This is a genomic window from Aliivibrio sp. SR45-2 (assembly GCF_963890165.1).
GTDB classification, from domain to species: domain Bacteria; phylum Pseudomonadota; class Gammaproteobacteria; order Enterobacterales; family Vibrionaceae; genus Aliivibrio; species Aliivibrio salmonicida.
Map to the genome: position 1 here is coordinate 20984 of NZ_CAWPRC010000216.1, position 26586 is coordinate 47569.

28 protein-coding genes and 10 tRNA genes are annotated in these 26586 nt (G+C 40.2%); 24 read left to right on the forward strand and 14 right to left on the reverse strand.

All coding sequences use genetic code 11. From position 1 onward, the window contains the following. Nucleotides 1–99 precede the first annotated feature (99 nt). The 14 genes from mutY to AACV33_RS20390 all read left to right on the forward strand — a co-directional run bounded on the left by mutY (nt 100) and on the right by AACV33_RS20390 (nt 4593). Nucleotides 100–1152 (forward strand): A/G-specific adenine glycosylase, encoded by a 1053-nt coding sequence (gene mutY, locus AACV33_RS20325; RefSeq protein WP_182699584.1) that lies wholly within the window; start codon nt 100–102, stop codon nt 1150–1152. 2 nt (nt 1153–1154) lie between these two features. Then, nucleotides 1155–1427: an oxidative damage protection protein gene (locus AACV33_RS20330; RefSeq protein WP_012549342.1), complete on the forward strand. Its 273-nt coding sequence runs from the start codon at nt 1155–1157 to the stop codon at nt 1425–1427. Between the two features lie 111 nt (nt 1428–1538). Then, the gene (mltC, locus tag AACV33_RS20335; protein ID WP_182699585.1) at nt 1539–2675 is read left to right on the forward strand and encodes a membrane-bound lytic murein transglycosylase MltC; all 1137 of its coding nucleotides are present in this window, start codon (nt 1539–1541) and stop codon (nt 2673–2675) included. Nucleotides 2676–2784: 109 nt separating this feature from the next. After that, nucleotides 2785–2860: transfer RNA gene (locus AACV33_RS20340), tRNA-Phe, on the forward strand. 76 nt (nt 2861–2936) lie between these two features. Further along, a tRNA-Thr gene (locus AACV33_RS20345) sits at nt 2937–3012 on the forward strand. A gap of 7 nt (nt 3013–3019) precedes the next feature. Beyond that, nucleotides 3020–3095: transfer RNA gene (locus AACV33_RS20350), tRNA-Phe, on the forward strand. A 6-nt stretch (nt 3096–3101) separates the two neighbouring features. After that, nucleotides 3102–3177: transfer RNA gene (locus AACV33_RS20355), tRNA-Asn, on the forward strand. Between the two features lie 43 nt (nt 3178–3220). Further along, nucleotides 3221–3296, forward strand: a tRNA-Thr gene (locus AACV33_RS20360). A 33-nt stretch (nt 3297–3329) separates the two neighbouring features. Beyond that, nucleotides 3330–3405: transfer RNA gene (locus AACV33_RS20365), tRNA-Asn, on the forward strand. 75 nt (nt 3406–3480) lie between these two features. Continuing rightward, nucleotides 3481–3556, forward strand: a tRNA-Thr gene (locus AACV33_RS20370). A 7-nt stretch (nt 3557–3563) separates the two neighbouring features. Further along, nucleotides 3564–3639: transfer RNA gene (locus AACV33_RS20375), tRNA-Phe, on the forward strand. Nucleotides 3640–3646: 7 nt separating this feature from the next. Continuing rightward, a tRNA-Asn gene (locus AACV33_RS20380) sits at nt 3647–3722 on the forward strand. 151 nt (nt 3723–3873) lie between these two features. Beyond that, nucleotides 3874–4260 carry a diacylglycerol kinase gene (locus tag AACV33_RS20385; protein WP_017022401.1) on the forward strand — a complete coding sequence of 129 codons (387 nt, stop codon included), beginning with the start codon at nt 3874–3876 and terminating at the stop codon, nt 4258–4260. 75 nt (nt 4261–4335) lie between these two features. Next, nucleotides 4336–4593, forward strand: coding sequence for a DUF2999 domain-containing protein (locus AACV33_RS20390; RefSeq protein ID WP_023604083.1), 258 nt, complete (start codon nt 4336–4338; stop codon nt 4591–4593). 148 nt (nt 4594–4741) lie between these two features. On the opposite strand, the gene AACV33_RS20395 is transcribed toward AACV33_RS20390, so the two are convergent. Further along, nucleotides 4742–4826 (reverse strand) — tRNA-Leu (locus AACV33_RS20395). A 179-nt stretch (nt 4827–5005) separates the two neighbouring features. Here AACV33_RS20395 and AACV33_RS20400 point away from each other — a divergent pair. Further along, entirely contained in the window at nt 5006–5470 is a 465-nt protein-coding gene (locus AACV33_RS20400; protein ID WP_026025514.1) for an RDD family protein, read from the forward strand. A gap of 77 nt (nt 5471–5547) precedes the next feature. Here the strand turns inward: AACV33_RS20400 and lptG are convergent, their stop codons facing one another. Next, nucleotides 5548–6624 (reverse strand): LPS export ABC transporter permease LptG, encoded by a 1077-nt coding sequence (lptG, locus tag AACV33_RS20405; protein WP_182699586.1) that lies wholly within the window; start codon nt 6622–6624, stop codon nt 5548–5550. Next, on the reverse strand, nt 6617–7729 hold the full coding sequence (lptF, locus tag AACV33_RS20410) for an LPS export ABC transporter permease LptF (RefSeq protein WP_012549336.1): 1113 nt from the start codon (nt 7727–7729) through the stop codon (nt 6617–6619). Before lptF ends, lptG begins: the two co-directional genes overlap by 8 nt. Nucleotides 7730–7918: 189 nt before the next feature. Here lptF and pepA point away from each other — a divergent pair, with 189 nt between their 5' ends. From pepA to AACV33_RS20425, 3 genes are all read left to right on the forward strand, one after another. Beyond that, the gene (pepA, locus tag AACV33_RS20415; protein WP_012549335.1) at nt 7919–9427 is read left to right on the forward strand and encodes a leucyl aminopeptidase; all 1509 of its coding nucleotides are present in this window, start codon (nt 7919–7921) and stop codon (nt 9425–9427) included. A gap of 93 nt (nt 9428–9520) precedes the next feature. After that, nucleotides 9521–9964: a DNA polymerase III subunit chi gene (locus AACV33_RS20420; protein ID WP_012549334.1), complete on the forward strand. Its 444-nt coding sequence runs from the start codon at nt 9521–9523 to the stop codon at nt 9962–9964. 110 nt (nt 9965–10074) lie between these two features. Beyond that, nucleotides 10075–12936 carry a valine--tRNA ligase gene (locus AACV33_RS20425; protein ID WP_017022398.1) on the forward strand — a complete coding sequence of 954 codons (2862 nt, stop codon included), beginning with the start codon at nt 10075–10077 and terminating at the stop codon, nt 12934–12936. A 134-nt stretch (nt 12937–13070) separates the two neighbouring features. Here the strand turns inward: AACV33_RS20425 and AACV33_RS20430 are convergent, their stop codons facing one another. Continuing rightward, nucleotides 13071–13907 (reverse strand): glycosyl hydrolase 2 galactose-binding domain-containing protein, encoded by an 837-nt coding sequence (locus AACV33_RS20430; protein WP_017022397.1) that lies wholly within the window; start codon nt 13905–13907, stop codon nt 13071–13073. Nucleotides 13908–13994: 87 nt separating this feature from the next. Next, nucleotides 13995–14411, reverse strand: coding sequence for a ribonuclease E inhibitor RraB (gene rraB / locus AACV33_RS20435; RefSeq protein WP_012549331.1), 417 nt, complete (start codon nt 14409–14411; stop codon nt 13995–13997). Nucleotides 14412–14563: 152 nt separating this feature from the next. Here rraB and arcA point away from each other — a divergent pair, with 152 nt between their 5' ends. The 5 genes from arcA to AACV33_RS20460 all read left to right on the forward strand — a co-directional run bounded on the left by arcA (nt 14564) and on the right by AACV33_RS20460 (nt 19097). Beyond that, nucleotides 14564–15784: an arginine deiminase gene (arcA, locus tag AACV33_RS20440; protein ID WP_182699587.1), complete on the forward strand. Its 1221-nt coding sequence runs from the start codon at nt 14564–14566 to the stop codon at nt 15782–15784. A gap of 96 nt (nt 15785–15880) precedes the next feature. Further along, entirely contained in the window at nt 15881–16885 is a 1005-nt protein-coding gene (argF, locus tag AACV33_RS20445; RefSeq protein ID WP_182699588.1) for an ornithine carbamoyltransferase, read from the forward strand. Nucleotides 16886–17160: 275 nt separating this feature from the next. Continuing rightward, nucleotides 17161–18090: an aspartate carbamoyltransferase gene (gene pyrB / locus AACV33_RS20450; RefSeq protein WP_182699589.1), complete on the forward strand. Its 930-nt coding sequence runs from the start codon at nt 17161–17163 to the stop codon at nt 18088–18090. 13 nt (nt 18091–18103) lie between these two features. Continuing rightward, nucleotides 18104–18568, forward strand: a complete 465-nt coding sequence (gene pyrI, locus AACV33_RS20455) for an aspartate carbamoyltransferase regulatory subunit (RefSeq protein ID WP_012549327.1) — start codon at nt 18104–18106, stop codon at nt 18566–18568. A 139-nt stretch (nt 18569–18707) separates the two neighbouring features. Then, entirely contained in the window at nt 18708–19097 is a 390-nt protein-coding gene (locus AACV33_RS20460) for a RidA family protein (protein ID WP_012549326.1), read from the forward strand. A 56-nt stretch (nt 19098–19153) separates the two neighbouring features. Here AACV33_RS20460 and idi read toward each other — a convergent pair whose 3' ends face one another. From idi to mlaF, 9 genes are all read right to left on the reverse strand, one after another. Continuing rightward, entirely contained in the window at nt 19154–19696 is a 543-nt protein-coding gene (gene idi / locus AACV33_RS20465; RefSeq protein WP_182699590.1) for an isopentenyl-diphosphate Delta-isomerase, read from the reverse strand. A gap of 70 nt (nt 19697–19766) precedes the next feature. Next, the gene (locus tag AACV33_RS20470; RefSeq protein ID WP_017022392.1) at nt 19767–20492 is read right to left on the reverse strand and encodes a 1-acylglycerol-3-phosphate O-acyltransferase; all 726 of its coding nucleotides are present in this window, start codon (nt 20490–20492) and stop codon (nt 19767–19769) included. A gap of 134 nt (nt 20493–20626) precedes the next feature. Next, a complete protein-coding gene (gene murA / locus AACV33_RS20475) occupies nt 20627–21895 on the reverse strand; it encodes a UDP-N-acetylglucosamine 1-carboxyvinyltransferase (protein WP_012549323.1) in 1269 nt (422 codons plus the stop codon). Nucleotides 21896–21907: 12 nt separating this feature from the next. Continuing rightward, on the reverse strand, nt 21908–22165 hold the full coding sequence (gene ibaG, locus AACV33_RS20480; protein ID WP_012549322.1) for a BolA family iron metabolism protein IbaG: 258 nt from the start codon (nt 22163–22165) through the stop codon (nt 21908–21910). Then, nucleotides 22165–22485: an STAS domain-containing protein gene (locus AACV33_RS20485; RefSeq protein WP_017022391.1), complete on the reverse strand. Its 321-nt coding sequence runs from the start codon at nt 22483–22485 to the stop codon at nt 22165–22167. Before AACV33_RS20485 ends, ibaG begins: the two co-directional genes overlap by 1 nt. After that, nucleotides 22485–23126: a phospholipid-binding protein MlaC gene (gene mlaC, locus AACV33_RS20490; protein WP_017022390.1), complete on the reverse strand. Its 642-nt coding sequence runs from the start codon at nt 23124–23126 to the stop codon at nt 22485–22487. The genes AACV33_RS20485 and mlaC overlap by 1 nt, the downstream gene beginning before the upstream one ends. Further along, nucleotides 23126–23620: an outer membrane lipid asymmetry maintenance protein MlaD gene (mlaD, locus tag AACV33_RS20495; protein WP_182699591.1), complete on the reverse strand. Its 495-nt coding sequence runs from the start codon at nt 23618–23620 to the stop codon at nt 23126–23128. Before mlaD ends, mlaC begins: the two co-directional genes overlap by 1 nt. 2 nt (nt 23621–23622) lie before the next feature. Then, a complete protein-coding gene (mlaE, locus tag AACV33_RS20500; RefSeq protein WP_158007230.1) occupies nt 23623–24399 on the reverse strand; it encodes a lipid asymmetry maintenance ABC transporter permease subunit MlaE in 777 nt (258 codons plus the stop codon). Between the two features lie 10 nt (nt 24400–24409). Next, on the reverse strand, nt 24410–25216 hold the full coding sequence (mlaF, locus tag AACV33_RS20505) for a phospholipid ABC transporter ATP-binding protein MlaF (RefSeq protein ID WP_023604074.1): 807 nt from the start codon (nt 25214–25216) through the stop codon (nt 24410–24412). 198 nt (nt 25217–25414) lie between these two features. Between mlaF and AACV33_RS20510 the strand changes: the two genes are divergently transcribed. Next, a complete protein-coding gene (locus tag AACV33_RS20510) occupies nt 25415–26383 on the forward strand; it encodes a calcium/sodium antiporter (RefSeq protein ID WP_012549316.1) in 969 nt (322 codons plus the stop codon). The last annotated feature ends 203 nt before the right edge of the window (nt 26384–26586 follow it).

Consider the following 26586-nt stretch of genomic DNA (forward strand, 5'->3'; position numbering starts at 1 on the left):
TTGAATACTTGTATGAATACCCCTATTTTCTATCGGGTGTACAAATTCATCACAGTATGATGCAATCCCCACCATTATAAAAAAGCAATCGAGCATGTCATGACTTCTTTTTCTCACGCCATCTTAGAATGGTACGATAATTACGGCCGTAAGACGTTGCCTTGGCAATTAGAAAAAACACCTTATAAAGTATGGTTATCCGAAATCATGCTGCAACAAACTCAAGTCACTACCGTTATTCCTTATTTTGAACGCTTCATGACTCGCTTTCCTACGGTAATTGACCTAGCGAACGCCGATCAAAATGAAGTTCTTCATTTATGGACTGGTCTTGGTTATTACGCCCGTGCTCGAAACTTACATAAAACCGCACAAATTATCGCAGAGCAATATAATGGCCGATTTCCTGAAACCATTGATGAAGTGATCGCCTTACCCGGTATTGGACGCTCTACCGCTGGTGCCGTACTTTCCTTGTCGCTTAAACAACGTCATCCCATTTTAGATGGTAATGTAAAGCGAACCTTATCTCGCTGCTTTGCTATTGAAGGATGGTCAGGGAAGAAATCTGTCGAAAATGCCATGTGGGCAATAGCAGAAGAACATACACCAGAGTTAGGAGTCGAACGCTACAATCAAGCCATGATGGATATGGGGGCGATTGTTTGTACTCGTTCTAAGCCTAAGTGTGAGATTTGCCCAGTGAATGATCTTTGCCAAGCAAAAGCACAAGATCGCCAATTGGATTTCCCGACCAAAAAACCGAAGAAAGAAAAACCAATGAAAGAAGCTTGGTTTGCCATTTATTATCACGATGGTGAAGTTTGGTTAGAGCAAAGACCTCAGACTGGAATTTGGGGCGGGCTTTTTTGCTTTCCTGAACAACCAGAGAATACCTTAGCTGATTTATCTGATCGCTATGGTGTCGAAATAAAATCCACTCAACAATTAATTGCTTTTCGTCATACCTTTAGCCATTACCACTTAGATATCACCCCTGTGCTTATCACTCTGGTGAAGAAACCGAACATGGTGATGGAAGGAACACGCGGAGTTTGGTATAACTTATCTCAACCAATGACGGTAGGATTAGCAGCACCAGTACAAAAACTATTGGATGCCCTTCCGTACGAAATTTCTAATGGAGAATAACCATGAGTCGCACTGTATTTTGCGTTCTTTTAAATAAAGAAGCCGATGGCCTAGATTTTCAACTTTACCCAGGCGAACTAGGTAAACGTATTTTTGATAACATATCCAAAGAAGCGTGGGGCCAATGGCAACATAAGCAAACCATGCTAATTAATGAAAAGAAACTAAACATGATGGATCCTGAGCACCGTAAGATGCTAGAAACAGAAATGGAAGGGTTCCTATTTGACGGTAAAGATGTTGTCATTGATGGCTACACCCCACCAAGCAAGTAATCATTTTTTCTTAAATAAAGCAGCCTAGTCGCTGCTTTATTTTTATTCTTTTTTAGTTCGAGGCCATTCTGCCGTTAACCTTATTATCGAGTTCTTATCTATATAGCCTTTATGAAAAAAATTATCTTAATTGTCTCTACATGTCTTTTTCTCACCAGCTGTAGCCGAGAATCCATAGAATCGACCTTTGGTATTAATTACGACACCACCAACCGCTTTGCTAAAAATTTAGCCCCTCTTCCTGGGCAATTTACCAAAGATCTAAAAGCTCTCGACTCTTTAATAAGCAGTTTTAATGGCAACATTGAGAAGCGGTGGGGGAAAAAAAACCTCATCACCGCAGGTAAACGTTCTTACGTAAAATACACGGATGGGTATCTGAGTCGCTCTCAAGTCGATTTCACGTCAGGACGAGTCACCGTCGAAACCGTAGCAGGAACCGAGCCTAAAGCGCATTTGCGTCAAGCTATTATCACCACCCTACTCACACCAGATGACCCTGCTGGTGTTGATTTGTATTCAGACGCTGATGTCACCTTAGGTGGAAAACCATTTCTTTATCAACAAGTTCTCGATCAAGATAAAAAACCGATTGAATGGTCATGGCGCGCAAGCCGTTACGCTGATTACCTCATTGCACATCATTTAAAACAAAAAAATATCGACTATAAAAAAGCATATTACGTTGATATTCCTATGGTTAAGAACCACGAACAACTGCGTGAATACCAATATGCCGATATTGTTCGTAAAGCATCTCAACGTTACGACATTCCTGAAAATTTGATTTACTCCATCATCAGAACAGAAAGTAGTTTTAATCCTTATGCCGTAAGTTGGGCCAATGCGTATGGATTAATGCAAGTGGTACCTAAAACCGCTGGACGTGATGTTTTTAAATTGGTGAAGAAAAAATCCGGAGATCCTACACCCGAGTATTTATTTAACCCACATAACAACATTGATACCGGCGCCGCTTACTTTCATATATTGAAAACACGTTACTTAAAAGACATTAGAAATCCGATTTCAAAACAATACAGCATGATTTCAGCTTATAACGGTGGTGCTGGTGGTGTATTTACTACCTTTAGCAGTAGCAGAAGTCGTGCAATTAACGACATTAATAGTTTAAATCCGAACCAAGTCTATTGGGCGTTGACTAAAAAGCATAAGAATGCGGAAGCAAGACGTTACCTAGAAAAAGTAACCGCCTATAAAAAAGAGTTCAATTCAGGGAAGATTTAGCGATAAAACAGCCTATTCGATGGATAATCAATCAAACGATCAAAAAAACGGACTATTTTGAAAAAAAAAGTTGACGGTGAGGGCAAAAATCCGTTTAATAGCGCTCGTTGCCCGGATAGCTCAGTCGGTAGAGCAGAGGATTGAAAATCCTCGTGTCGGTGGTTCGATTCCGCCTCCGGGCACCATACAATAAGATTGTTGGTGTAGTTCTAGATTTATTTATTAAATGCTAGATCACGAATAGTCAAAAGAATTTAGTGTGCCGACTTAGCTCAGTAGGTAGAGCAACTGACTTGTAATCAGTAGGTCACCAGTTCGACTCCGGTAGTCGGCACCATTCTTTTGCCTCGATAGCTCAGTCGGTAGAGCAGAGGATTGAAAATCCTCGTGTCGGTGGTTCGATTCCGCCTCGAGGCACCATACAATTCCCTTTTAGTTCAGTTGGTAGAACGCCGGACTGTTAATCCGTATGTCGCTGGTTCAAGTCCAGCAAAGGGAGCCATACAATTTAGTCTTTATATTTTAAAGATTAATAAAAAATTAGTGCCGACTTAGCTCAGTAGGTAGAGCAACTGACTTGTAATCAGTAGGTCACCAGTTCGACTCCGGTAGTCGGCACCATTTCTTCCTTGTAAGAAGAAACACAATACCTGTTCCCTTTTAGTTCAGTTGGTAGAACGCCGGACTGTTAATCCGTATGTCGCTGGTTCAAGTCCAGCAAAGGGAGCCACATTCAAAAGCCTTGTCATAGGACGAGGTTTTTTTATTGCTGATTTAATTCAGTAATTGCAAAAAAATATAGTGTGCCGACTTAGCTCAGTAGGTAGAGCAACTGACTTGTAATCAGTAGGTCACCAGTTCGACTCCGGTAGTCGGCACCATTTTTTTGCCTCGATAGCTCAGTCGGTAGAGCAGAGGATTGAAAATCCTCGTGTCGGTGGTTCGATTCCGCCTCGAGGCACCATTATAATTCCCTTTTAGTTCAGTTGGTAGAACGCCGGACTGTTAATCCGTATGTCGCTGGTTCAAGTCCAGCAAAGGGAGCCATTTAAAAAGCCTCGTCATTTGACGAGGCTTTTTTTATGCTTGTTATTTAATAAACTCGACACTACCATAATACCCATTCTTACCAATCCCAATTTCACGTATCATTTGATGTTATTGGACATTAATATTACTTCTCCATTAAGGCTACACCATGACAGATACTCCATCAGGGAAACCAGCAAACACCGGGATAAAACGAGTAATTAAAGCAACACAATTTTCTATGCAAGGACTGAAAGCTGCATTTAAGCATGAAGCCGCTGTTCGTCAAGAATTTGCAATGCTTGTCATTGCGGCGCCTATCGCTCTATTGCTTGATGTCACCATTGTAGAAAAGATCTTGTTGATTGGTGTCTTTGTCTTAATATTTATCGTTGAACTGCTTAATTCAGCCATAGAAGCCGTTGTAGACCGTATTGGACCTGAACATCATGAGTTAAGTGGTAGAGCAAAAGACATTGGCTCTTCGGCTGTCTTCGTCGCTCTATGCCTTGCCGGTTTTACTTGGTTGATGATTCTAGGCAGCCATTATTTATAGTAAATAGTTTTATGACTTTATGTTTGAGCCAGTAAACTCAAACATAAAACATCCATTTAAATGAGGATCGTTCTAATGAACCCAATTATCCAAACACTAAAAGAACACAATGTTAGCGATGAGAAAATCACAGAAGTATTTCAAGCGCTAACACAAAATCCATTAGCGGCAATGGCAACCATTCAAAGCTTAGGTATTCCACAAGAAAAACTACAACCATTAATGATGATGGTAATGACAAACCCTAGCTTAATTAAAGAAGCGGTTGAAGAATTAGGTTTGGATTTTTCAAAAGTAGAAGAAGCAAAAGCAAAGCTTGAAGAGAATCAATAATCGTTTTCTACAAACATTAAAGCCCTGACTTCGGTCGGGGCTTTTTTATATCTACAGAACTATTGAGTATTTTTCTATATCGCAGATACTTTCCATATTCCAGATACAACAAAGCCCCGATTTTCATCGAGGCTTTATCATTTAAATGTGGTACCGGTAGGCGGACTTGAACCGCCACTCCTTTCGGAAAGGGATTTTGAATCCCTCGTGTATACCAATTTCACCATACCGGCTTTATCAGCATTGCTGCTTGATATGGTTGATTATACTCAGAGATCATAGTCACGCAAGCTCTTTATTACTCTACCGTATTGTTTGCTGAAATATTCAACAGTTATTTACAATCAACTTTTCATTTTTAACTCTTCTGTCGTTATACTGCTGCTAGTTTTTTAAATTTATGGAAGAAAAAATGAAGACACAAAAACAAGCAGGCTTTATGCGTCGTATGGGAGCTTGGTTTTACGACACGCTCATTATCAGCGCTATTATGATGCTTACTGGTGGGATAATTGTAGCAACCCTTGAGATGCTCTATGGTATGGGATTAATTAGCTATGGTAGCTACCCTGATGTTAGCTCTTATCTAAATAACGACCCAATGTGGAGTAATTTATACCCAATCACTCTGATCTCTGTTTTTGTTGGATTTTTTGCCTATTTCTGGTGTAAAGGACAAACACTTGGTATGCGTGCATGGAAACTTCAAGTTCAACAGTTTGATGGTTCACCAATTACCTTAACTCAAGCCATTATCCGTATGTCGACCTCAGCTTTTGGATTAGGTAACTTCCTTGTTTTTATCTCTCAAGATAACTCAGCATTTCAAGATACATGGGCTAAGACACAAGTCATCGTATTAGACAAAGCGGTTTAGCTTATCTCTATTTTTTACGTATAAAAAAAAGGAGATACTTAGTCGTATCTCCTTTTTTATAATCAATACTATTTATACTAGATCTTTCTATTTAATAACCCTAAGGTAATCAAAAGAAAGACAAAACTGGGCCCCAAAGCGCCAAAAATAGGATGTATGTTATACACCAAGGTCATTGGGCCAAACACTTCATTGGAAATATAAAAACTAAACCCGGCAATCACACCAGAAAGTATTCTCGCCCCCATCGTTACACTACGTAATGGTCCAAAAACAAAAGATAGCGCTAAGAGCATCATTACCGCAACAGAGATTGGTTGTAACGCCTTACGCCAAAATGCCAATTCATAGCGGGAAGCATCTAATTCTGAATCTTTTAAATAGTTAACATAATCATACAGCCCCGTTAAAGATTGTTCTTCAGGCTTCACACTAACAACGGCTAATTTATCAGGCGTTAATGTCGTCGACCAACTTAAGGAATCGAGTTTTTTCTCTGTAATTATATTCTCATCTTTCATATCAGTGATGGAAACATCAATCAGTTTCCATCCTTCTTCTTTAGATTCATATTCTGCTTTTTTAGCAAAAATAATGTCATCCAACTTTCTCTCTTTATCAAACTGCCATAGCGTAACGCCATACAGCTTAGCTTGGTCATCAACGCGAGATAGATAGATGAAATCATTCCCATCTTTAGCCCACACACCAGTTCTCATTGAAGCAATATTGCCTCCTGAGATAGAGAATGCACGTAAATCACGAGCCATCTTCTGAGCTTGAGGCGCGCCCCATTGCCCTAGTGCCATTACCATCAGCATTAATGGAATGGCCGTTTTTAATACAGAGATACCAATATCTAACTTAGAATAGCCAGCCGCTTGCATTACAACTAACTCAGAGCTTGCCGCTAGCATGCCTAGGCCAATCAAAGCACCGAGTAAAGCAGCCATAGGGAAGAACATCTCAATATCACGTGGCATACTTAATATGACGAAATACAACGCATCAAGAAGATCGTATGTCCCTTTACCAACCTTACGTAACTGTTCAACGTACTTAATGATTGATGACAAACCGACTAACGTCACTAAACACAGTGATGATGTCGCGATAATAGTACGGCCTATATACCAATCTAAAATCTTAAACATGTTTTGGTTTTCTCCGCATCTTATCTTTCAGCTTTCTCACAAAAACACTGTCCATTGAGTTCAATATTATACCAATAATCAGTAACACGGCATTAATAGCCCACAATCCAACGGATGGATGTAAACTTCCCTCTTCTATCGCTGATTTACCCGCACTTAATGATAAGAAATAAGCCAGATACAATAAAATCGCAGGAGCAAGTTTAGCAAACCGCCCTTGTCGAGGGTTAACCGCCGATAACGGTACCACCACCATCGTCAATAATGGGATACACAAAATTAAAGAAATACGCCATTGCAATTCAGCTTTGGCTTCTAATTCTGTGCGTTTAATTAGATCTAACGTTGGAAGTGCATCCCAATCCCGACGTTTTTCTTTCACTTCTTTTTGACCAATAAGAACTTCGTAAGATTCAAAATTACTTTCAAGGTAATCAAGACGAGTCGGTATTCCTTCATAACGAGTGCCGTTATCAAGCACCAACACTTGGCGACCATCGTCTAATTGCTTAACCGTTCCTTTTTCAGAAATCAGGACACTTGGTCTCAATGAATCATTAGGTACTGGCTGTGCTAAAAATATATTAACTAAATGCTTTCCGCCTTTGTCGCTAATATCATCTATAAAAACAACGGCTTTACCATCCGGAGACGGCTTAAACTGCCCTTTCTGTAAGAGTTCAATACCGGCATCTGATTCTACATTTTCCATCAACTTGGTACTTTGCTCTTGGCTCCAAGGTGATAACCAAAGTGAGTTCACTGCCGCAATACTGCCTGTAATTAATGCAAGATAAAGCGCAGCTCGAATAAGGATTGAATTCCCCATCCCTGTCGCATTCATTACCGTAATTTCACTTTCTGCATATAGGCGACCGAAGGTCAACAAGATACCAATAAAAATACTCAGAGGCAGCATCAATAGCCCCATTGCAGGCATGTTATAGCCAACTAATGATAGAATTAATCCCCCCGGAATATCTCCATCCGATGCATCGGCTAAAATCTGTATAAATTTTTGGCTCATAAAGATCAAAAACAGCACAAAAAAGATCGCTAATTGGCTCTTTAATGTTTCCTTGATCAAATATCTAATAATAATCACGTCGAATCTACCTATAGAAAACTTGTATTTTTGCCAGAATCACTATAATTTCCGTGTAAACCATTTATTTTTTAATCTTTGGCTAAATGTTAGCCTGCGAAATCGGTACACTAATATTATAGTATCTAACTAGATTTTGCTCATTATCTAACATTTAGTTCTATTTGTCTTTAGGATGTAGGAGTACGCATGGAGTTCAGTGTAAAAAGTGGCAGTCCAGAGAAGCAACGCAGCGCATGTATCGTTGTCGGTGTTTTTGAACCACGTCGTTTGTCTCCAATAGCAGAACAGCTTGATAAAATCAGTGACGGTTACATTAGTTCATTACTTCGCCGTGGTGATCTAGAAGGTAAACCGGGTCAAATGCTGTTATTACATCAAGTACCAAATATTCTTTCTGAGCGTGTTTTATTAGTCGGTTGTGGTAAAGAGCGTGAACTTGGTGAGCGCCAGTATAAAGATATCATCAAAAAAACCATCAGCACACTAAATGAAACGGGCTCTATGGAAGCAGTATGTTTCCTTACAGAACTACACGTTAAAGGCCGTGATACGTATTGGAAAGTACGTCAAGCGGTTGAATCAACCAAAGACAGTTTATACACATTCAATCAATTCAAGAGTAATAAACCTGAGACTCGTCGCCCACTTCGTAAGTTAGTATTTAATGTACCAACTCGTAGAGAGCTTAGCTTAGGTGAGAAAGCCATCAATCACGGTCTTTCTATCTCTTCTGGCGTTAAAGCATCAAAAGATTTAGGCAACATGCCACCAAACGTTGCAAACCCTGCTTATCTTGCCTCTCAAGCACGCCGCCTTGCTGACGACTTTGAAACCGTAACGACAAAAGTTATTGGCGAAGAAGAAATGAAGAAATTGGGAATGACGTCTTACCTAGCAGTAGGCCAAGGCTCTCACAATGAATCAATGATGTCGGTAATGGAATACAAAGGCCACCCGAATCCTGATGCAAAACCAATTGTCCTTATCGGCAAAGGTCTAACATTTGATTCCGGCGGTATCTCTTTGAAACCTAGCGATAGCATGGATGAGATGAAGTACGACATGTGTGGCGCCGCTTCAGTCTTTGGCGCAATGAAAGCACTTGCGAAGCTAAACCTTCCATTAAATGTTGTTGGTATACTTGCTGGTTGTGAAAACATGCCAAGCAGTAACTCTTACCGCCCCGGTGATATTTTAACAACCATGTCAGGCCAAACCGTTGAGGTATTAAATACCGATGCAGAAGGTCGCTTGGTTCTTTGTGACGCATTAACGTATGTTGAGCGCTACGAACCAGATTGTGTGGTTGATGTCGCGACGTTAACCGGTGCATGTGTTGTTGCTTTAGGCCACCACATCAACGGTCTGCTTTCTAACCATAATCCATTAGCACATGAACTGATTAATGCGTCAGAGCAATCAGGTGATCGTGCATGGCGTTTACCAATGTCCGAAGAATACAACGAACAGTTAAATAGCCCGTTCGCTGACATGGCAAATATTGGTGGTAAAGCAGGTGGTACTATTACCGCTGGTTGTTTCCTTGCTCGTTTTGCTAAGAAATACAACTGGGCTCACATTGATAGTGCAGGTACCGCTTGGGTTTCAGGTGCAAACAAAGGCTCTACCGGCCGACCAGTCTCATTGCTTGTCCAATTCTTACTGAATCGTTCAGGTCCAGAAAGCGTAGAGTAACCCTCCTCACTTTCATGATATTAAGGGCCGATATTAAGGCCCTTTTTTAATGACTTTATTTCCGTCATTATGTTGTAAAATATAAGAGATACTATGAGCCAAGCTTTATTCTATGTACTTGAATCGACCTCACCTGCTGCAACCCAACCTGGGTTGTTAAAGTTTGTGTGTCAGCTCGCTCATTACTATTACTCTCAAAATGCCCGTGTTTATATTTTAAGTGACGATAAAGAACAGGCGTTATTGATTGATGAATTGCTTTGGCAAAATGATGTTTCTGAATTTATTCCTCATAATCTTATCGGCGAAGGACCAAAATCAGGGTCACCGATAGAAATAGGCTGGGGAACATTACGCCCATCAGGGCGACGTCATGTACTAATAAACTTAGCTCAAGAAGTCGCAACTTTTGCGGTTTCCTTTGCTCAAGTGGTAGACTTCGTACCCTGTGAAGAAAAAGTCAAACAACACGCTCGAGAAAGGTATAAAATATACCGAAATGCAGGCCGCGCCATGCAAACCGAGACATTGAAATAATGCCAATCATCATAGCTAACTGACTCAACTGATTACCATTTTTCAGATAGAGCCATTAACTATGATATTTGGCATTCCACTTTTTAATAGAGATATTCGTGACGAACACTATGGAAAAGACATATAACCCGCAATCGATAGAACAAGCTCTGTACCAGACTTGGGAAGAAAAAGGCTACTTTAAGCCTCATGGCGACACATCAAAAGAAGCTTACAGCATCATGATCCCGCCACCAAACGTCACGGGTAGCCTGCACATGGGCCACGCTTTCCAAGATACGATCATGGATACACTGATCCGTGCTGAACGTATGAAAGGAAAAAATACCCTTTGGCAAGTAGGTACTGACCACGCAGGTATCGCGACCCAAATGGTTGTTGAGCGTAAAATTGCGGCTGAAGAAGGCAAAACAAAACACGATTATGGTCGTGAGGCTTTCATCGATAAAATTTGGGAATGGAAAGCAGAATCTGGCGGCACAATTACAAAGCAACTTCGTCGTCTTGGTGCCTCTGTTGATTGGGATCGTGAACGATTCACAATGGATGACGGTCTATCTGCTGCGACTCAAGAAGTGTTTGTTCGTCTATTCGAAGAAGACCTTATCTACCGTGGTAAACGTCTAGTAAACTGGGATCCTAAATTGCACACCGCAATTTCTGATCTTGAAGTTGAAAGCAAAGACAAAAAAGGCTTCATGTGGCATTTCCGCTACCCACTAGCAAACGGTGTTAAAACGGCTGATGGTAAAGACTACATCGTAGTTGCAACCACTCGTCCAGAAACCATGCTTGGTGATACTGGCGTTGCAGTTAACCCTGAAGATCCTCGTTACAAAGATCTGATCGGTCAACACATTGAACTGCCTATCGTTGGTCGTTTAATTCCTATCGTAGGCGATGAGCATGCGGACATGGATAAAGGCACGGGTTGTGTGAAAATCACCCCAGCTCATGACTTTAACGATTACGAAGTAGGTAAACGTCATAGCCTGCCAATGATCAACATCCTTACTTTTAACGCTGATATTCGTGAAACCGCTGAAGTATTCACAACGAACGGTGAAGAAAGTGATGTTTACAGCGCTGAACTTCCTGCTAAATATCACGGCATGGAGCGTTTTGCTGCTCGTAAAGCTATCGTTGCTGAGTTTGATGAACTGGGTCTTCTTGAAGAGATCAAAGATCATGACTTAACCGTTCCTTACGGTGACCGTGGTGGTGTTGTTATCGAACCAATGCTAACTGACCAATGGTACGTACGTACTGCTCCTCTTGCTGCGCCTGCAGTTAAAGCGGTTGAAGATGGTCAAATCAAGTTTGTCCCTAAACAATATGAAAACATGTACTTCTCTTGGATGCGTGACGTTCAAGATTGGTGTATTTCTCGTCAACTTTGGTGGGGCCACAGAATCCCGGCTTGGTATGACAACAGCGGTAAAGTTTACGTTGGTCGTTCTGAAGAAGAAGTTCGTGAGAAAAACAACCTTGCACCTGTTGTTGTACTTCGCCAAGACGACGATGTACTTGATACGTGGTTCTCGTCTGCGCTTTGGACGTTTGGCACACAAGGCTGGCCTGAAAACACAGACGCACTTAAAACATTCCACCCATCAGAAGTTCTAGTATCAGGCTTTGATATTATCTTCTTCTGGGTTGCTCGTATGATCATGATGACCATGCACTTCGTGAAAGACGAAGAAGGCAATGCACAAGTACCATTTAAAACCGTTTACATGACAGGTCTTATCCGCGATGAAAACGGCGATAAGATGTCTAAATCGAAAGGTAATGTACTTGATCCTATCGATATGATCGATGGTATCGGCCTTGAAGAATTAGTTGAAAAACGTTGTGGCAACATGATGCAACCTCAACTGGCTAAGAAGATCGAAAAAGCAACGCGTAAAACGTTTGAAGGCGGTATCGAACCCTATGGTACTGATGCCCTACGTTTCACTCTTGCAGCAATGGCATCGACAGGTCGTGATATCAACTGGGATATGAAACGTCTTGAAGGTTACCGTAACTTCTGTAACAAACTATGGAACGCAAGTCGTTACGTATTGATGAACACAGAAGAGCACGATTGTGGCATGGCTGAAGGTGCAGAGCTTGAGTTCTCACTAGCTGACCAATGGATCACTTCTCAGTTTGAAGTTGCAGCGAAAGAGTTTAATGCTCACCTAGACAACTACCGTCTAGATATGGCAGCGAACACTCTGTATGAATTCATCTGGAACCAATTCTGTGACTGGTATTTAGAACTAACTAAACCGGTTCTTTGGAAAGGTACTGAAGCACAACAACGTGCAACTCGTTATACATTGATCACGGTTCTTGAAAAGACATTACGTCTTGCTCACCCTATTCTTCCTTACATCACTGAATCAATCTGGCAGAGCGTTAAGCCATTAGTTGATGGTGTGGAAGGCGAAACGATCATGACTCAAGCATTACCTCAGTTTAATGAAGAAAACTTCAACGCTGATGTTGTTGCTGATCTTGAGTGGGTTAAAGCATTCATTACAAGCATCCGTAATTTACGTGCAGAATACGACATCGCGCCAAGCAAAGGCTTAGATGTAATGATTAAAGTGGCTGATGAGAAAGACGCAGCGCGAATTAAGGCAAATGAGATTGTACTGACGTCTCTAGCAAAACTAGACAGTATTAAGGTTCTTTCTGACAATGAAGAGACGCCTGCATGTGCGACTTCTCTTGTTGGTAAATCTGAATTGATGATCCCAATGGCGGGTCTTATTGACAAAGATGCAGAACTTGCTCGTTTAGATAAAGAAGTAGCGAAAATCCAAGGCGAGATTAAACGTATCGAAGGTAAATTAGGTAACGAAGGTTTCGTTGCTAAAGCCCCTGAAGTTGTTATCGCTAAAGAACGCGAAAAGCTAGATGGTTATAACGAAACTCTTGTTAAGCTAGAAGCACAAAAAGAAACGATTGCGGCACTATAAGTAAACACTTATCGTGACGTATAAAAAAGGCCGATGTTATGCATCGGCCTTTTTATTATCTGTTCTTTTTCGCAATCAAAAGATAATACCAATACAGATGATTACGGGCATTACTATAAATTCACTAAAATGACTTACAAAGGAAAGTGAATCACATTTTCTGTTCGACATAAGCCAATTTCAAGCTCATGGTGCTGACCATCGAGTATAACGTCGATTACATAGAGATCATCTGAGTTTTGCATTTGATCATCCCAATATTTTGGCGCTTCTACTTGGAATAACGCCGACACATGATCACTTCTTACATCCACAGGAAGCGTCAATGTCATGCCATCAAACTTAATACTGGCAGAAATAAGATTGGGTTTATACGTATGGAAACGCACGTCTACTTTTAACTCACAACCATGGTGCCAAATTTGTTCGATACTAATATGATTTAAAGAAAGGTGTGGGATAGGCTGAAAAAAACAAACACCAAAAACTCCAATATCATCTTTTATATCAATACTTTGCACTGCACCAAAACGGCGATAATACGCTTGATTTATTTCGCAAACACCGCTGACTTCATTATCATCTAACAACCAGTCTTCATCGTCTTCTTCTAGAAAAAGAATTTCAAAACGATTGCCTCCTAACTGTAAGTATTCTTTGATGTCCTTACGATAACGCGTCATCAATTCATTACAATCAAATACCGCCACACCGTTAATTCTGACTTCAGCATAACGAGAAACACCACTCATCACTAACTCTATCGCAGGGTAGCTCAGTAAGGTTTCATCCACATCAAAAAAACGCATCAAGTGCCACTCTTGATGATTTGCATCTTCGACAGAAAGCACATCATAAGCGGATGCTACACCTTGTTGGATCGGAATATCTTTAATCGGTAGGCTTGTATCTGTTAATGGTGATAGCTGCCATAAGGCCTTTTCCCCATTAAGTAGAATTCTTGAGTTCATTGCTATATTCATCCCTAAAAAAATGCCCCAGTATCTGTTTATCAACAGGCCTAGGGCATTATCTTTTATTACCGTACTACGGTAATGTTATTCGTCGTCACCATCTTCAATAACGTCATACTCAGCGTCTTCGCCTTCGTAGTATGTACCCCAACCATCATAGATAATGTCGAATTTCTCAGCGATCAGAACTAATTTCTCTACTTGAGAGTCAATCACGTCAGCATCTAATGCACAATCCATCACTGCATCACAGCAAAGAATTTTAGCACCGTTTTCATCTTCAAGTTCTTCTGCTTCTAATACTTCAAAACCCATTTTAAATGCTTCAACAACGGCATTTTCAAGCGCTTTAAAGTCTTCAGCCATCAAGTGGTGCTCGATAGCATACAGTGCTTCAGGCTCACTTCCGTCAGCTTTTAGCGACTCAATAATTTCACGCGTTTCTATTTTTTGAAATTCAAGAAATTGTTCAACTGATAGATATTCGTCTTCTTGAGACATAGTAAGGCTCCACACTGTATAAAATAATAAAAATTAACTTAAGCATTATAGCCTGCCCAATCCAAATTCCCTAGCACTTCAATAATTAAAGAAATAATACTTTCTATACGGTATTATTTCTCTTATAGCAGTAAATATTAGAAAGGAATCTTATGAGTAAGCTATTTGTTGGCTCCGAAATTGGCCAACTTCGTCGTGTCATTCTTCATCGTCCAGAGCGAGCATTAAGCCATTTAACGCCAACCAACTGTCACAACCTTCTTTTTGATGATGTCCTCTCCGTTGAAAAAGCGCTTCATGAACACGATCAATTTGTTGCCACACTTAGACAGCAAGATGTTGAAGTCTTATTACTTCAAGATTTACTCGAAGAGATGCTCGCTCATCCAGAAGCGAAACAATGGTTATTAAGGCATCAAATTTCTCATTATCGTTTTGGTCCAACCTTTGCTAATCAAATTAGGGTTTTTCTACTCGAAAAAAACAACAAAGAGCTCGCCTCAATTTTATTGGGAGGATTAGCATTTATTGAATTACCATTCAAAGCGCCTTCAATGCTTCAACAATTGAGTGACCCGTTTGATTTTGTTATCGACCCGCTTCCTAATCATTTATTTACTCGTGATACTTCATGTTGGATTTATGGTGGCGTTTCAATCAATCCCATGGCAAAAGCCGCTCGTAAAAGAGAATCCAACCATTTACGAGCCATTTATAAATGGCATCCTTTGTTTTCAAATCAATCCTTCCCTCGTTACTTTGGGGATGAAAATCGCCACTACGATAACGCGACGATAGAAGGTGGGGATGTATTGATCATAGGCAAAGGAAATGTACTTGTTGGGATCTCAGAGCGAACAACCCCACAAGGTATTGAAAACCTAGCAAAACAGCTTTTCAGAACAGAACAAGCCAAACAAGTTATCGCGATTAAACTGCCTGAAAACCGATCTTGTATGCATTTAGATACGGTAATGACACACATGGACCATAATGTATTTTCAGTATATCCACGAGTTATCGATAAAAAGATGCCTTGCTGGTCAATCACTCCCTGTGGAGAGCAACAATTAGCCATTCAAGAAAGGCCTAATTTTGAACGCTCACTAATGCAGGCATTAGAACTCGACTCTCTTAATATTATTACCACCGGTGGGGATAGTTACGAAGCGGAACGAGAGCAATGGCATGATGCCAATAATGTGCTCACAATTAAACCTGGCGTTGTCGTCGCGTATGAACGTAATGTCTACACCAATGAAAAATACGATAAAGCGGGTATTACTGTTCTACCAATAATGGGGGATGAATTAGGTCGAGGTAGAGGAGGTGCTCGCTGCATGAGCTGCCCAATAGAAAGAGATGGTATTTAATAAAATCCACAAAACAATAAAAATATATATTCACATTTAATGCATTTATATGTTTAAATGGATTTTCAGATTTGGCACAACACCAAGGAGCATGGTATGGCTTTTAATTTACGTAATAGAAATTTTCTTAAACTGTTGGATTTCACACCTAAAGAAATTCAGCATTTACTCGATTTATCTGCTGATTTAAAAAAAGCAAAATACGCAGGTTATGAACAACCGCGTTTATCGGGTAAAAATATTGCGCTTATTTTTGAAAAGTCATCCACTCGAACTCGATGCGCTTTTGAAGTCGCTGCCTTTGATCAAGGAGCTAACGTCACTTATCTTGGGCCTTCTGGATCTCAAATTGGTCATAAAGAATCAATGAAAGATACAGCTCGTGTATTAGGCCGTATGTATGATGGCATTGAATATCGTGGCTTTGGGCAATCGATTGTTGAAGAGCTTGGTAAATACGCAGGGGTTCCAGTATGGAATGGGCTCACTGATGAATTTCATCCAACTCAAATTCTCGCTGATTTCCTTACTATGCAAGAATACGCAGAAGGTAAGCAATTAAATCAAATCAAATTTGCCTACCTTGGGGATGCCCGCAATAACATGGGTAACTCACTAATGGTAGGGGCAGCGAAAATGGGCATGGAGATCCGTCTCGTTGCACCAAAACAATTTTGGCCAGAAGATACGCTAGTAACACAAAGCCAAGAAATTGCGAGTCAAACAGGCGCTAAAATCATTCTAACCGAAGACGTAACAACGGGTGTTGAAGGGTGTGATTTTTTATATACCGATGTTTGGGTTTCTATGGGTGAAGCCCCTGAAGCTTGGGATGAACGTGTCGCTCTGATGACGCCATATCAAATCAATATGAACGTAATAAAAGCCACTAATAACCCCAATGTTAAATTCATGCATTGTTTACCTGCCTTCCATAATGATGAAACCGCTCTAGGTAAAGAGATAGCAGAAAAATACGGGATGAATGGGTTAGAAGTGACCGATGAAGTTTTTGAATCGGATTACTCCATTGTATTTGATGAAGCCGAAAATCGCATGCACACAATAAAAGCTATAATGGTCGCAACTCTAGGCCAGTAAATCTAAGATACCGAATAAGAACAAGAATAATCAAAAGAAGTTTGATGCAAACGCTTGCTTAGGATTTTGATACGAGTATAATTTCGCGCAATTTACTAGGAAATTATGATGTTATTAACTTATCTTCATACAGCGGTCGACCGAGTATCTGCACTCCCTACGTGCGGTGGTCCCCTATTTTTTGAGTTTCCTAATTACCGATATTTTTAAAGCCTCCTATTTTATAGGGGGCTTTTTTTTGATTTCAATATGATAAATAAAAGGGAAGAGAGACTATGGCTAACTCGCTATATCAAAAACATATCATTTCTATTCCAGAACTATCTCGCGAAGAGTTAGAGCTGATTGTGGAAACGGCAGGTAATATAAAAAAAGAACCTCAACCTGATTTGTTAAAAAACAAAGTGATTGCGAGCTGCTTTTTTGAAGCATCCACGCGAACGCGTCTTTCTTTCGAAACAGCCATTCAACGCTTAGGTGGATCTGTCATTGGTTTTGATAGTGCAGGAAATACTTCCCTTGCTCAAAAAGGTGAGACGCTAGCCGATTCAGTTCAAATCATTGCATCTTATGCTGATGCTTATGTTATGCGTCACCCTAAAGAAGGTGCAGCACGTCTTGCTTCTGAGTTTTCAAACGGCACCCCGGTAATTAATGCAGGAGATGGTGCAAACCAACACCCAACTCAGACCCTCTTGGATCTTTATACTATCTACGAAACTCAAGGACGCTTAGATAATCTAAATATCGCTTTTGTTGGTGATTTAAAATATGGCCGAACGGTTCACTCTTTAACTCAAGCATTGGCTAAGTTTAATGGCGTTAAATTCTTTTTTATCGCTCCTGAAGTATTAGCGATGCCTGATTACATTTGTGAAGAGTTAGATGAACTTGGTATTGAATACCAACTGCTAAATAGCATGGAAGAAGCCATTCCTGAACTCGATATTCTGTACATGACTCGAGTTCAAAAAGAGCGCTTTGATGAATCAGAATACGCACACATTAAGTCTGCATACATCTTATCTGCCGCGGATCTAAAACCTGCACGTGAAAACCTAAAAGTGCTTCACCCTCTTCCTCGTATTGATGAAATTAATATCGACGTCGATAAAACACCACACGCGTATTATTTCCAACAAGCTGAAAATGGGGTTTATGCTCGCCAAGCATTACTTGCTCTTGTTTTGAATGAATCACTATAAGGAAGAAAATCAAATGTCGAATAAAACTGAATTACGTGTTGAAGCAATCAAAAACGGCACCGTTATCGATCACATTCCTGCAAATATTGGTGTAAAAGTTCTTAAATTGTTCCAAATGGACAAAACAGCAGAGCGTGTGACCATTGGCTTAAACTTACCGTCTTCAGCGCTTGGCTCAAAAGATTTACTGAAAATAGAAAATACATTTGTCACACCAGAACAAGCGAGTAAATTGGCGTTGTATGCTCCACACGCAACCGTTAATCAAATTGAGAACTATGAAGTCGTTAAAAAGATACCGCTAATCCTTCCTAAGCAAATCACTGGGGTATTTGAGTGTCCGAACAGCAATTGCATTACTCATGGTGAGCCAGTAGATAGCAGCTTTAAAGTGATAGCTAAAAAAGGAAACATCCATCTGAAGTGCAAATATTGTGAAAAAGTATACTCTCAAGAAGTCGTGACCGATTTACATTAAGCAGACGACAACGAAAGTGAATTAAATTGTCTTCATCTTCTCAGCCTCGATATTCTCGGGGCTGTTTTCTTATCCGCATTTGTTTTATATTGAGTTTATCGGTGAGCTTAAGTTCACTTCATTCAAAAAGGAATAGATCATGACTAAAGTACTTCATACAGATAACGCTCCAGCGGCAATTGGTCCATACATTCAAGGTGTTGATCTTGGTAGTATGGTACTGACTTCTGGCCAAATCCCTGTTAATCCTGCAACAGGTGAAGTATCTGATGATATCGCAGAGCAAGCACGCCAATCTCTTGAGAATGTGAAAGCCGTTATTGAATCTTCAGGCCTAACGGTTTCTGATATCGTTAAAATGACGGTATTTGTGAAAGACTTAAATGACTTTGGTACAGTAAACGAAGTGTACGGCAACTTTTTTGATGAACATAACGTAGCAAATTACCCTGCTCGTTCTTGCGTTGAAGTTGCGCGTCTTCCAAAAGATGTTGGTATCGAAATTGAAGCTATTGCTGTTCGTAAATAACATTAACAAGCAATAAATGAAATCAGATAAGGCAGACTTAATGAAAAGTACCTGCCTTATTTTTTATCCAAAAATTGGATTACTTTCGAATACACCGTTTCAAACCAAACAGAAAATACAGTAGGGCTTACTGCTAACATCTGCTTAATTTTAGTTTCACTCCACCACTGAATGTCACTGACTTCTTCCGGGTTAAGTTCAAACCTAACATCAGGCGTATTCGCTAATAAGATATAATCTTGTTCATGCTCACTCAATCCATTTTCTAATTCGGCTTGATAGATAAACCAACCCAAATTATCAAATTGTTCGGCCTGAATTCCAGTAATACCCATCTCTTCAGCCAAACGACGAACACCTGCAGAGTCAATAGCTTCATTCACTCGGGGGTGAGAGCAGCACGTATTACTCCATTTCCCTTTGCTGTGATATTTACATTCAGCTCGTTTCTGCAAAAGAAACTCTCTACCCTCTTTTGTTTCACGGTAAAGCAAAACCGAAAATGCTAAATGCAGTAATCCTTTTTTATGTGCTTCTAATTTTTCCATGGTGCCAATGGCATCACCTTGCTCATTAACAAGGACAACTTCTTCTTTCATTATTTCTTCTACACATCAAAATAAAAAGGGTACACGGAGATCCGTATACCCTTAAAAATAATTATAAAATTTAAGCTTGGTTGCGTTCTGCAACTTCTTTGTTTAATTCTTCTAGCTTAACTTTCATTTGTTCACGACATTCATTCGCTAATTCACGAACGTTCGCTTTCGTGTAACCATCAAGGCTTACTGGCGGTAAAATTTCGACAATAACCACACCGTTATCCCAACGATTTAGTTTTACGCCTTCCGTATTACTACACACAATCGGAGTCACTGGAACATCAGCAGCGATAGCCGCATGAAATGCACCCGTTTTAAATGGCAATAAACCACGACCACGAGAACGCGTTCCTTCCGGGAACATCCATACAGAGACATTACGTTTCTTAATATTGTCCGCAACTTGTGAAATCGTACCTACCGCTTTACTGCGATTATTACGGTCAATAAGAATATTACCGGTGATCCAATACAGTTGACCAAACAACGGCATCCACGCGATGCTTTTTTTACCTACCGTCACTGTTCTTGGTTGAATTGCCCCAGAGACAGTAAACAAATCCCAGCTATTTTGATGGTTTGCGATGTATAAACTTGGTCCTGAATTTTTAACACTTTCAGGAACTCGCACTTCAAGTTTAATACCAAATACTCGCGACATACGAGCAAACCAAAGACCAAAAGTATAAACGTGTTTTGGGTTACGTGGGCTTAATAAGCAATAACCACAGCCAAATACAAACGTAAAGACAGCAAAGATAGCCAAAGCAATCAGGCGTAACAATGCAATCATAAGTGTTTCTCCTAAAATATATACATTCCACTCAATATCTAATTCAGTGTACTTATATTACAAACAATAAAAAACCGGGTCATATATACCCGGTTTCCACTTTAGTACTGATGTAGCCTAAATAATCGTGAAGATTATAATTCGCTACTGCGAACTCTTTCGATATTCGCGCCTAATGCGGTTAACTTGTCTTCGATCTTATCATAACCACGGTCGATATGATAAATACGATCAACAATTGTTTCACCTTTTGCTATACAACCTGCGATAACAAGGCTTGCAGAGGCTCTTAAATCTGTTGCCATTACTTGAGCACCACTTAAACCATCAGTATCACCACAAATAGCAGTATTACCTTCAATCTCAGCGTGAGCACCCATGCGTTGCAATTCAGGAATGTGCATGAAACGGTTTTCAAAAATCGTTTCCGTAATAATACCTGGACCTTTCGCCATCATATTTAACAATGTGAATTGCGCTTGCATGTCTGTTGGAAATGCAGGATGTGGAGCCGTACGGATATTTACCGCTTTTAGCTCTCGGCCTGTCATGTCTAAACTGATCCAGTCTTCACCAGATTCAACTTTAGCGCCCGCTTCTTCAAGCTTAGCCAAAACAGATTCAAGTAGGCTCGCTTTCGTATTTTTACATACAACTTTACCGCCAGATACAGCAGCTGCGACAAGGAACGTCCCCGTTTCTATACGGTCAGCAACCACTTCATGATATCCACCACCAAGACGTTCAACGCCTTCAATAGTAATCGTATCGGTTCCCATACCTGATACTTTCGCACCAATAGCATTAAGGAAATGAGCAGTATCTACAATCTCAGGTTCACGCGCTGCGTTTTCTAAAATAGTCGTGCCTTCAGCCAAAGTCGCTGCACACATAACCGTGATGGTTGCGCCAACACTGACTTTATCCATAACGATGTGCGCGCCTTTTAAGCGGCCATCAACTTCAGCTTTAACGTAACCGTCTTCAAGCTTAATAGTTGCACCCAGTTGCTCAAGACCGTGAATATGAAGGTCAACAGGACGAGCCCCAATAGCACAACCACCAGGTAAAGATACTTGGCCTTTACCAAAACGTGCAACCAATGGACCGAGTGCCCAAATTGATGCACGCATCGTTTTAACTAAATCATACGGTGCACAAAAGTTATTAACTTCGCTTGCATCAATATGAACTGAACCATTACGAGAAACCTTAGCGCCTAAGCGTTGCAGTAACTCTATCGTTGTATCAACATCACGAAGTTTAGGAACATTGGCAACTTCTACTGGCTCTTCAGCAAGTAATGCAGCGAATAAAATTGGTAGTGCAGCATTTTTTGCACCAGAAATCGTAACCTCTCCTGAAAGTGGTTTATCGCTTCCTTGAATTCGGAACTTATACATTCAAAAGGCCTCTTAGAATAAGCTATTTAATTTTTTATCACGTGCCCACTCTTCCGGAGTAAACGCTTTGATTGATAGAGCGTGAATAGTATTTGTTGAGATGTGTTCCATCAAAGGTCCATAGATGGTTTGTTGCTTTTTAACTCTGTTCATTCCATTGAACGATTCATCCACAGCAATAACTTCAAAATGGCTTCCTTCACCTTTAACGTGAATCTCTTGAAGTTGAAGTGCTGCGTCTAATAATTCTTTAATCTCGGCGCTATCCATTACTCTACCTTTTGCGTTATTAAGTGATCAGCAAACAATGATTCCACATTACTTAATTGAATTAAAGTAATGAGCTGATCAGGGACGAAAGCAAGCATTATATGACAGTTTTGTTTTTTTGCATGCTCTATTAGGTGTAAAAGTAACACAACACCTGCTGAGTCAATACGATTAACGTGAGTTAAGTCTACCTTTACTTGCTCAAGTTTAGGTTTCCATTCTGTCAATTTATTCCAAAGATTAGGCACAGTCTCACGATCAAGCGCCCCTTTGAAGCTAATTTCATCAGATTTGGCCTCACATAAATCCATTTCGCTCATTACTTACTTCCTTCTAAGCGAATAGGTTGAGCGGCTAATGAGGTTAATTCTTTACTGACTGACTCAATGCCTTCTTTACGAATCTTAGCACTCCATTCAGATTGCTTTGTCGATAATAAGCTCACGCCTTCCGCTACCATATCAAATGCTTGCCACTCTGATGTTTTCTTATTCTTACGTAATTTAAAATCTACTTTTACCGTTGGACGAGCTGAATCAAGAATATCAACACGAACACTAATGATAGATTTTTTTTCTGAAATCGCTTTTGGCTTCTCTAATACGATTTTTTGATCAGTATATAACGTTAATACTTGTGCGTATGACGACACGAGGTAACCACGAAAAGCCGTTACAAATTGTTCTCTTTCTTCTGCCGTGGTTTTCTTTAGATGAGGCCCAAGTAATTTATACGCGGCATATTTTACATTAACGTACGGCATCAATTCTTCTTCAACGACCGTTTTTAATATATTGGGATCTTTTTGAATAGCGACTTGCTCTGCTTTTAATCGAGCAAAAGTGTCTTCAGAGACTTTTGTCATCATTTCATAAGGTTTAGTTTTATCAATCGGTTCAGCTTGAGCGACACCAATAAAAAGGGAAAGTATGATCCCTACGATTTTCATCCCTAACTTCATTACTTATCCTCACTTTTCTCTGATGAATCATCACCAATGCTATACAGCACTTGCCCTATCATATCTTCTAATACTAATGCTGATTTGGTGTCTTCAATGTAGTCACCCTCACCAAGCATATCAATGTCTTCATCAATAAAACCAGGAACGATACCTACATATTGTTCACCAATTAATCCTGCTGTTAAAATTTGTGCCGCAGAAGTTTCAGGAAATTGGCCAAATTGTTTATCAATTTGCATACTGACAACCGGTAAGTAGCTTTCGATATCTAATGTAATACCGGAAACGCGGCCGACAACAACGCCCCCGATTTTAACCGGTGAGCGAGACTTTAAGCTGCCAATATTATCGAACTGTGCATTAATAGTGTAGTACTCACCACTGCCACCACTACGAACATCGGCCACTTTTAGTAGCAACATTAATAACGCTGCCGCGCCAGCCAAAACAAAAAATCCAACTAATAATTCTATTTTACGTGTTTGCTGCATGATTAATTCCCAAACATCAGTGCTGTAAGCACAAAATCAATACCTAATACCGCCAGTGACGAATGCACTACCGTTCGTGTTGTTGCTAATGAGATCCCTTCTGACGTTGGGGTCGCATCATAGCCATTAAATAAAGCAATCCATGTCACGACAAACGCAAACACAACACACTTAATTAAACTGTTAACAATGTCGTGGCGTACATCGACCGATGCTTGCATTACTGACCAAAAGCTTCCGTGATCAATACCTTTCCATTCAACACCAACAATTTGCCCACCCCATATACCTACAGCCATAAAAATCATCGCCAGTAATGGCATTGAAATAACACCCGCCCATAAGCGTGGGGCAATAATACGACGCAAAGGATCTATCGCCATCATTTCCATACTAGACAACTGCTCAGTCGTTTTCATTAACCCTATTTCTGCCGTTAATGCGGAGCCGGCACGCCCAGCAAATAAGAGTGCGGTAACCACAGGGCCTAATTCACGTAATAACGAAAGTGACACCAATTGGCCGAGACTGGTTTCTGCACCGTAATCGACTAAAATCACATAACCTTGAAGGCTTATCACCATGCCGATAAACAGCCCAGAGACCACGATAATAACAAGCGATAACACACCGACTGAATACAGCTGTTGCAATAATAATGGAAACATTCTTACGGGTTGAGGCTTTGCAATGATCGCTCCAAAAAGCATAAAAGTCGCTCGACCAATAGCTTCGCACGTTGAAAGCGCTCGCTTACCAATATTTTCAACAAATAAGATTAAAGAGAAATTACTCACTAGGAAATAACTCCTCAGCTAATGGTTTCGACGGAAAGCGAAAAGGAACCGGTCCGTCAGAGCGGCCATCTAAAAATTGTCGTACTTGAGGGTCTGGATTGTTTTCTAGCTCGAAAGGAGAACCTTGAGCAATAATTTTACCGTTAGCCAATAAATAGACATGATCAGCAATACTCATGACTTCAGGAACATCATGAGAAACAACAACCGAAGTTAACCCTAATGCGTCATTCAAATTACGAATTAGCTCAACCAAAACACCCATAGTGATGGGATCTTGCCCAACAAAGGGTTCATCGTACATGATCAAATCAGGATCTAACGCGATGGCTCGCGCCAATGCAGCACGACGCGCCATACCACCAGACAATTCGCTTGGCATTAATTCTGAAGCACCACGTAAACCCACGGCTTCTAACTTTAATAACACCAATGTTCGAATAAATTCTTCTGATAATTGAGTATGCTCACGCAATGGAAAAGCCACATTATCAAACACATTCATGTCGGTAAATAGGGCCCCAGATTGAAACAGCATCCCCATTTTTTTTCGGGCTAAATACAGGGCTTTTCGTCCCAATTTAGGAATATTCCACCCTTCAAAATGTATATCGCCTGATTCGGGTAAAATCTGTCCGCCAATCAAGCGCAACAACGTTGTTTTACCTATTCCAGAAGGCCCCATAATTGCGGTTATTTTGCCTTTTGGAACAAACAAACTAATATCATCAAAAATAACTCGATTTCCTCGTCTAAAGGTTAAGTTATCTACTTTTACTAAAATGGGCTGTGTATCCATATCACCACTTATTCATTTAAAACCATTCACCCTACGTATTAATGAAGTATACGTGAACTGGTTATAGTCTCTATGATTTTTTCCTTTAACTTAGAAACCACCATTTAAAGACAACCTTTTTCCTTTCTTTTTTGTCATATAAACGTCAAAATTAGGGGTTAACTATAATAATCATCATTACAAAAGGAAATTAATACAATGACAGAGCTGCTTATGCCATCTCTACTTCTTGTCGTAGGACTCTCTTTACTTGTTTGGGGCGCCGATAAATTGGTATTTGGTTCTGCCGCATTAGCGAAGAACTATGGTATCTCTCCCCTTGTCATTGGTATGACTATATTAGCGATGGGTTCATCTGCCCCAGAAATGATGGTTTCTGCTGCTGCCGCCTTAGATGGAAAAACAGACACAGCTGTTGGTAATGTCATTGGCTCTAACATCGCTAACATTGCATTAATTTTAGGTATTACTGCCTTAATTAAACCATTAGCCATTAGCTCTGGCATCATTCGCCGTGAATTACCTCTGATGTTGATCGTAACATTATTGGCTGGTGGCATCATGTATGATAACTACCTAGGATTTAATGAAGGTATTTTACTTGTTGCCCTTTTCATCGCTTTTATTCTTGCGATGTTATATATCAGCCGTAAAGAACAACCTAATGGTGACACGCTACTTAATGAACAAGAATCAGAGATCCCTGATGGTGTTCCTAACGGAAAAGCGATTTTCTGGGTGGTTGTTGGCCTTGCACTGTTACCATTAGGTGCAAATATGCTGATTGATAACGCGGTTATTATTGCAAAACATTTTGGTATGAGTGATTTAGTTATTGGTTTAACAATTATTGCTATCGGAACAAGCCTTCCTGAACTTGCCGCATCTGTTGCGGGTGTATTGAAAGGCGAAGATGACATGGCTGTTGGTAACATTATTGGTTCTAACGTATTCAATATTCTTGCCGTTATGGGGATCCCTGCACTTCTACACCCATCAAGTATCAGTGAATATATTATGAGCCGTGACTTCTACGTAATGTTAGGCGTTTCTGTTTTACTTCTTATTATGGCGTTGGGTAAAAGTCGCAGTATTAACCGTATTGAAGGTGGTATTTTAGTGACGTGTTTCCTTATATATCAAGGATTCCTTTTCTACACGATGTAATCATCTACCCCGTTTAATAGAAAAATAGGTAGGTTAGTTAATAAAAAACACTTTATTAATTAGCTACCTATCTATTTTTTACCTCCCCCTCCTTATAACTACCTCCGCAGCCTTGAACTACCTCTGGTATATGGCATAATAATTGTATACGCTATTCATCTAAACCATACATCTGCTATAACCAAAATAAAGGTGGTAACCCG

Bases quoted from the DNA above. Each gene is read 5' to 3' on its own strand.
- AACV33_RS20390 (WP_023604083.1), top strand. From the start codon at position 4,336: ATGAACCCAATTATCCAAACACTAAAAGAACACAATGTTAGCGATGAG.
- mlaF (WP_023604074.1), bottom strand. From the start codon at position 25,216: ATGGATACACAGCCCATTTTAGTAAAAGTAGATAACTTAACCTTTAGA.
- pyrI (WP_012549327.1), top strand. From the start codon at position 18,104: ATGTCGAATAAAACTGAATTACGTGTTGAAGCAATCAAAAACGGCACC.
- idi (WP_182699590.1), bottom strand. From the start codon at position 19,696: ATGAAAGAAGAAGTTGTCCTTGTTAATGAGCAAGGTGATGCCATTGGC.
- mutY (WP_182699584.1), top strand. From the start codon at position 100: ATGACTTCTTTTTCTCACGCCATCTTAGAATGGTACGATAATTACGGC.
- mlaC (WP_017022390.1), bottom strand. From the start codon at position 23,126: ATGAAGTTAGGGATGAAAATCGTAGGGATCATACTTTCCCTTTTTATT.
- mltC (WP_182699585.1), top strand. From the start codon at position 1,539: ATGAAAAAAATTATCTTAATTGTCTCTACATGTCTTTTTCTCACCAGC.
- AACV33_RS20485 (WP_017022391.1), bottom strand. From the start codon at position 22,485: ATGAGCGAAATGGATTTATGTGAGGCCAAATCTGATGAAATTAGCTTC.
- murA (WP_012549323.1), bottom strand. From the start codon at position 21,895: ATGTATAAGTTCCGAATTCAAGGAAGCGATAAACCACTTTCAGGAGAG.
- AACV33_RS20510 (WP_012549316.1), top strand. From the start codon at position 25,415: ATGACAGAGCTGCTTATGCCATCTCTACTTCTTGTCGTAGGACTCTCT.
- AACV33_RS20385 (WP_017022401.1), top strand. From the start codon at position 3,874: ATGACAGATACTCCATCAGGGAAACCAGCAAACACCGGGATAAAACGA.
- pyrB (WP_182699589.1), top strand. From the start codon at position 17,161: ATGGCTAACTCGCTATATCAAAAACATATCATTTCTATTCCAGAACTA.
- AACV33_RS20330 (WP_012549342.1), top strand. From the start codon at position 1,155: ATGAGTCGCACTGTATTTTGCGTTCTTTTAAATAAAGAAGCCGATGGC.
- argF (WP_182699588.1), top strand. From the start codon at position 15,881: ATGGCTTTTAATTTACGTAATAGAAATTTTCTTAAACTGTTGGATTTC.
- AACV33_RS20460 (WP_012549326.1), top strand. From the start codon at position 18,708: ATGACTAAAGTACTTCATACAGATAACGCTCCAGCGGCAATTGGTCCA.
- AACV33_RS20400 (WP_026025514.1), top strand. From the start codon at position 5,006: ATGAAGACACAAAAACAAGCAGGCTTTATGCGTCGTATGGGAGCTTGG.
- arcA (WP_182699587.1), top strand. From the start codon at position 14,564: ATGAGTAAGCTATTTGTTGGCTCCGAAATTGGCCAACTTCGTCGTGTC.
- AACV33_RS20425 (WP_017022398.1), top strand. From the start codon at position 10,075: ATGGAAAAGACATATAACCCGCAATCGATAGAACAAGCTCTGTACCAG.
- lptG (WP_182699586.1), bottom strand. From the start codon at position 6,624: ATGTTTAAGATTTTAGATTGGTATATAGGCCGTACTATTATCGCGACA.
- pepA (WP_012549335.1), top strand. From the start codon at position 7,919: ATGGAGTTCAGTGTAAAAAGTGGCAGTCCAGAGAAGCAACGCAGCGCA.
- AACV33_RS20420 (WP_012549334.1), top strand. From the start codon at position 9,521: ATGAGCCAAGCTTTATTCTATGTACTTGAATCGACCTCACCTGCTGCA.
- ibaG (WP_012549322.1), bottom strand. From the start codon at position 22,165: ATGGATAGCGCCGAGATTAAAGAATTATTAGACGCAGCACTTCAACTT.
- mlaD (WP_182699591.1), bottom strand. From the start codon at position 23,620: ATGCAGCAAACACGTAAAATAGAATTATTAGTTGGATTTTTTGTTTTG.
- rraB (WP_012549331.1), bottom strand. From the start codon at position 14,411: ATGTCTCAAGAAGACGAATATCTATCAGTTGAACAATTTCTTGAATTT.
- AACV33_RS20430 (WP_017022397.1), bottom strand. From the start codon at position 13,907: ATGAACTCAAGAATTCTACTTAATGGGGAAAAGGCCTTATGGCAGCTA.
- AACV33_RS20470 (WP_017022392.1), bottom strand. From the start codon at position 20,492: ATGATTGCATTGTTACGCCTGATTGCTTTGGCTATCTTTGCTGTCTTT.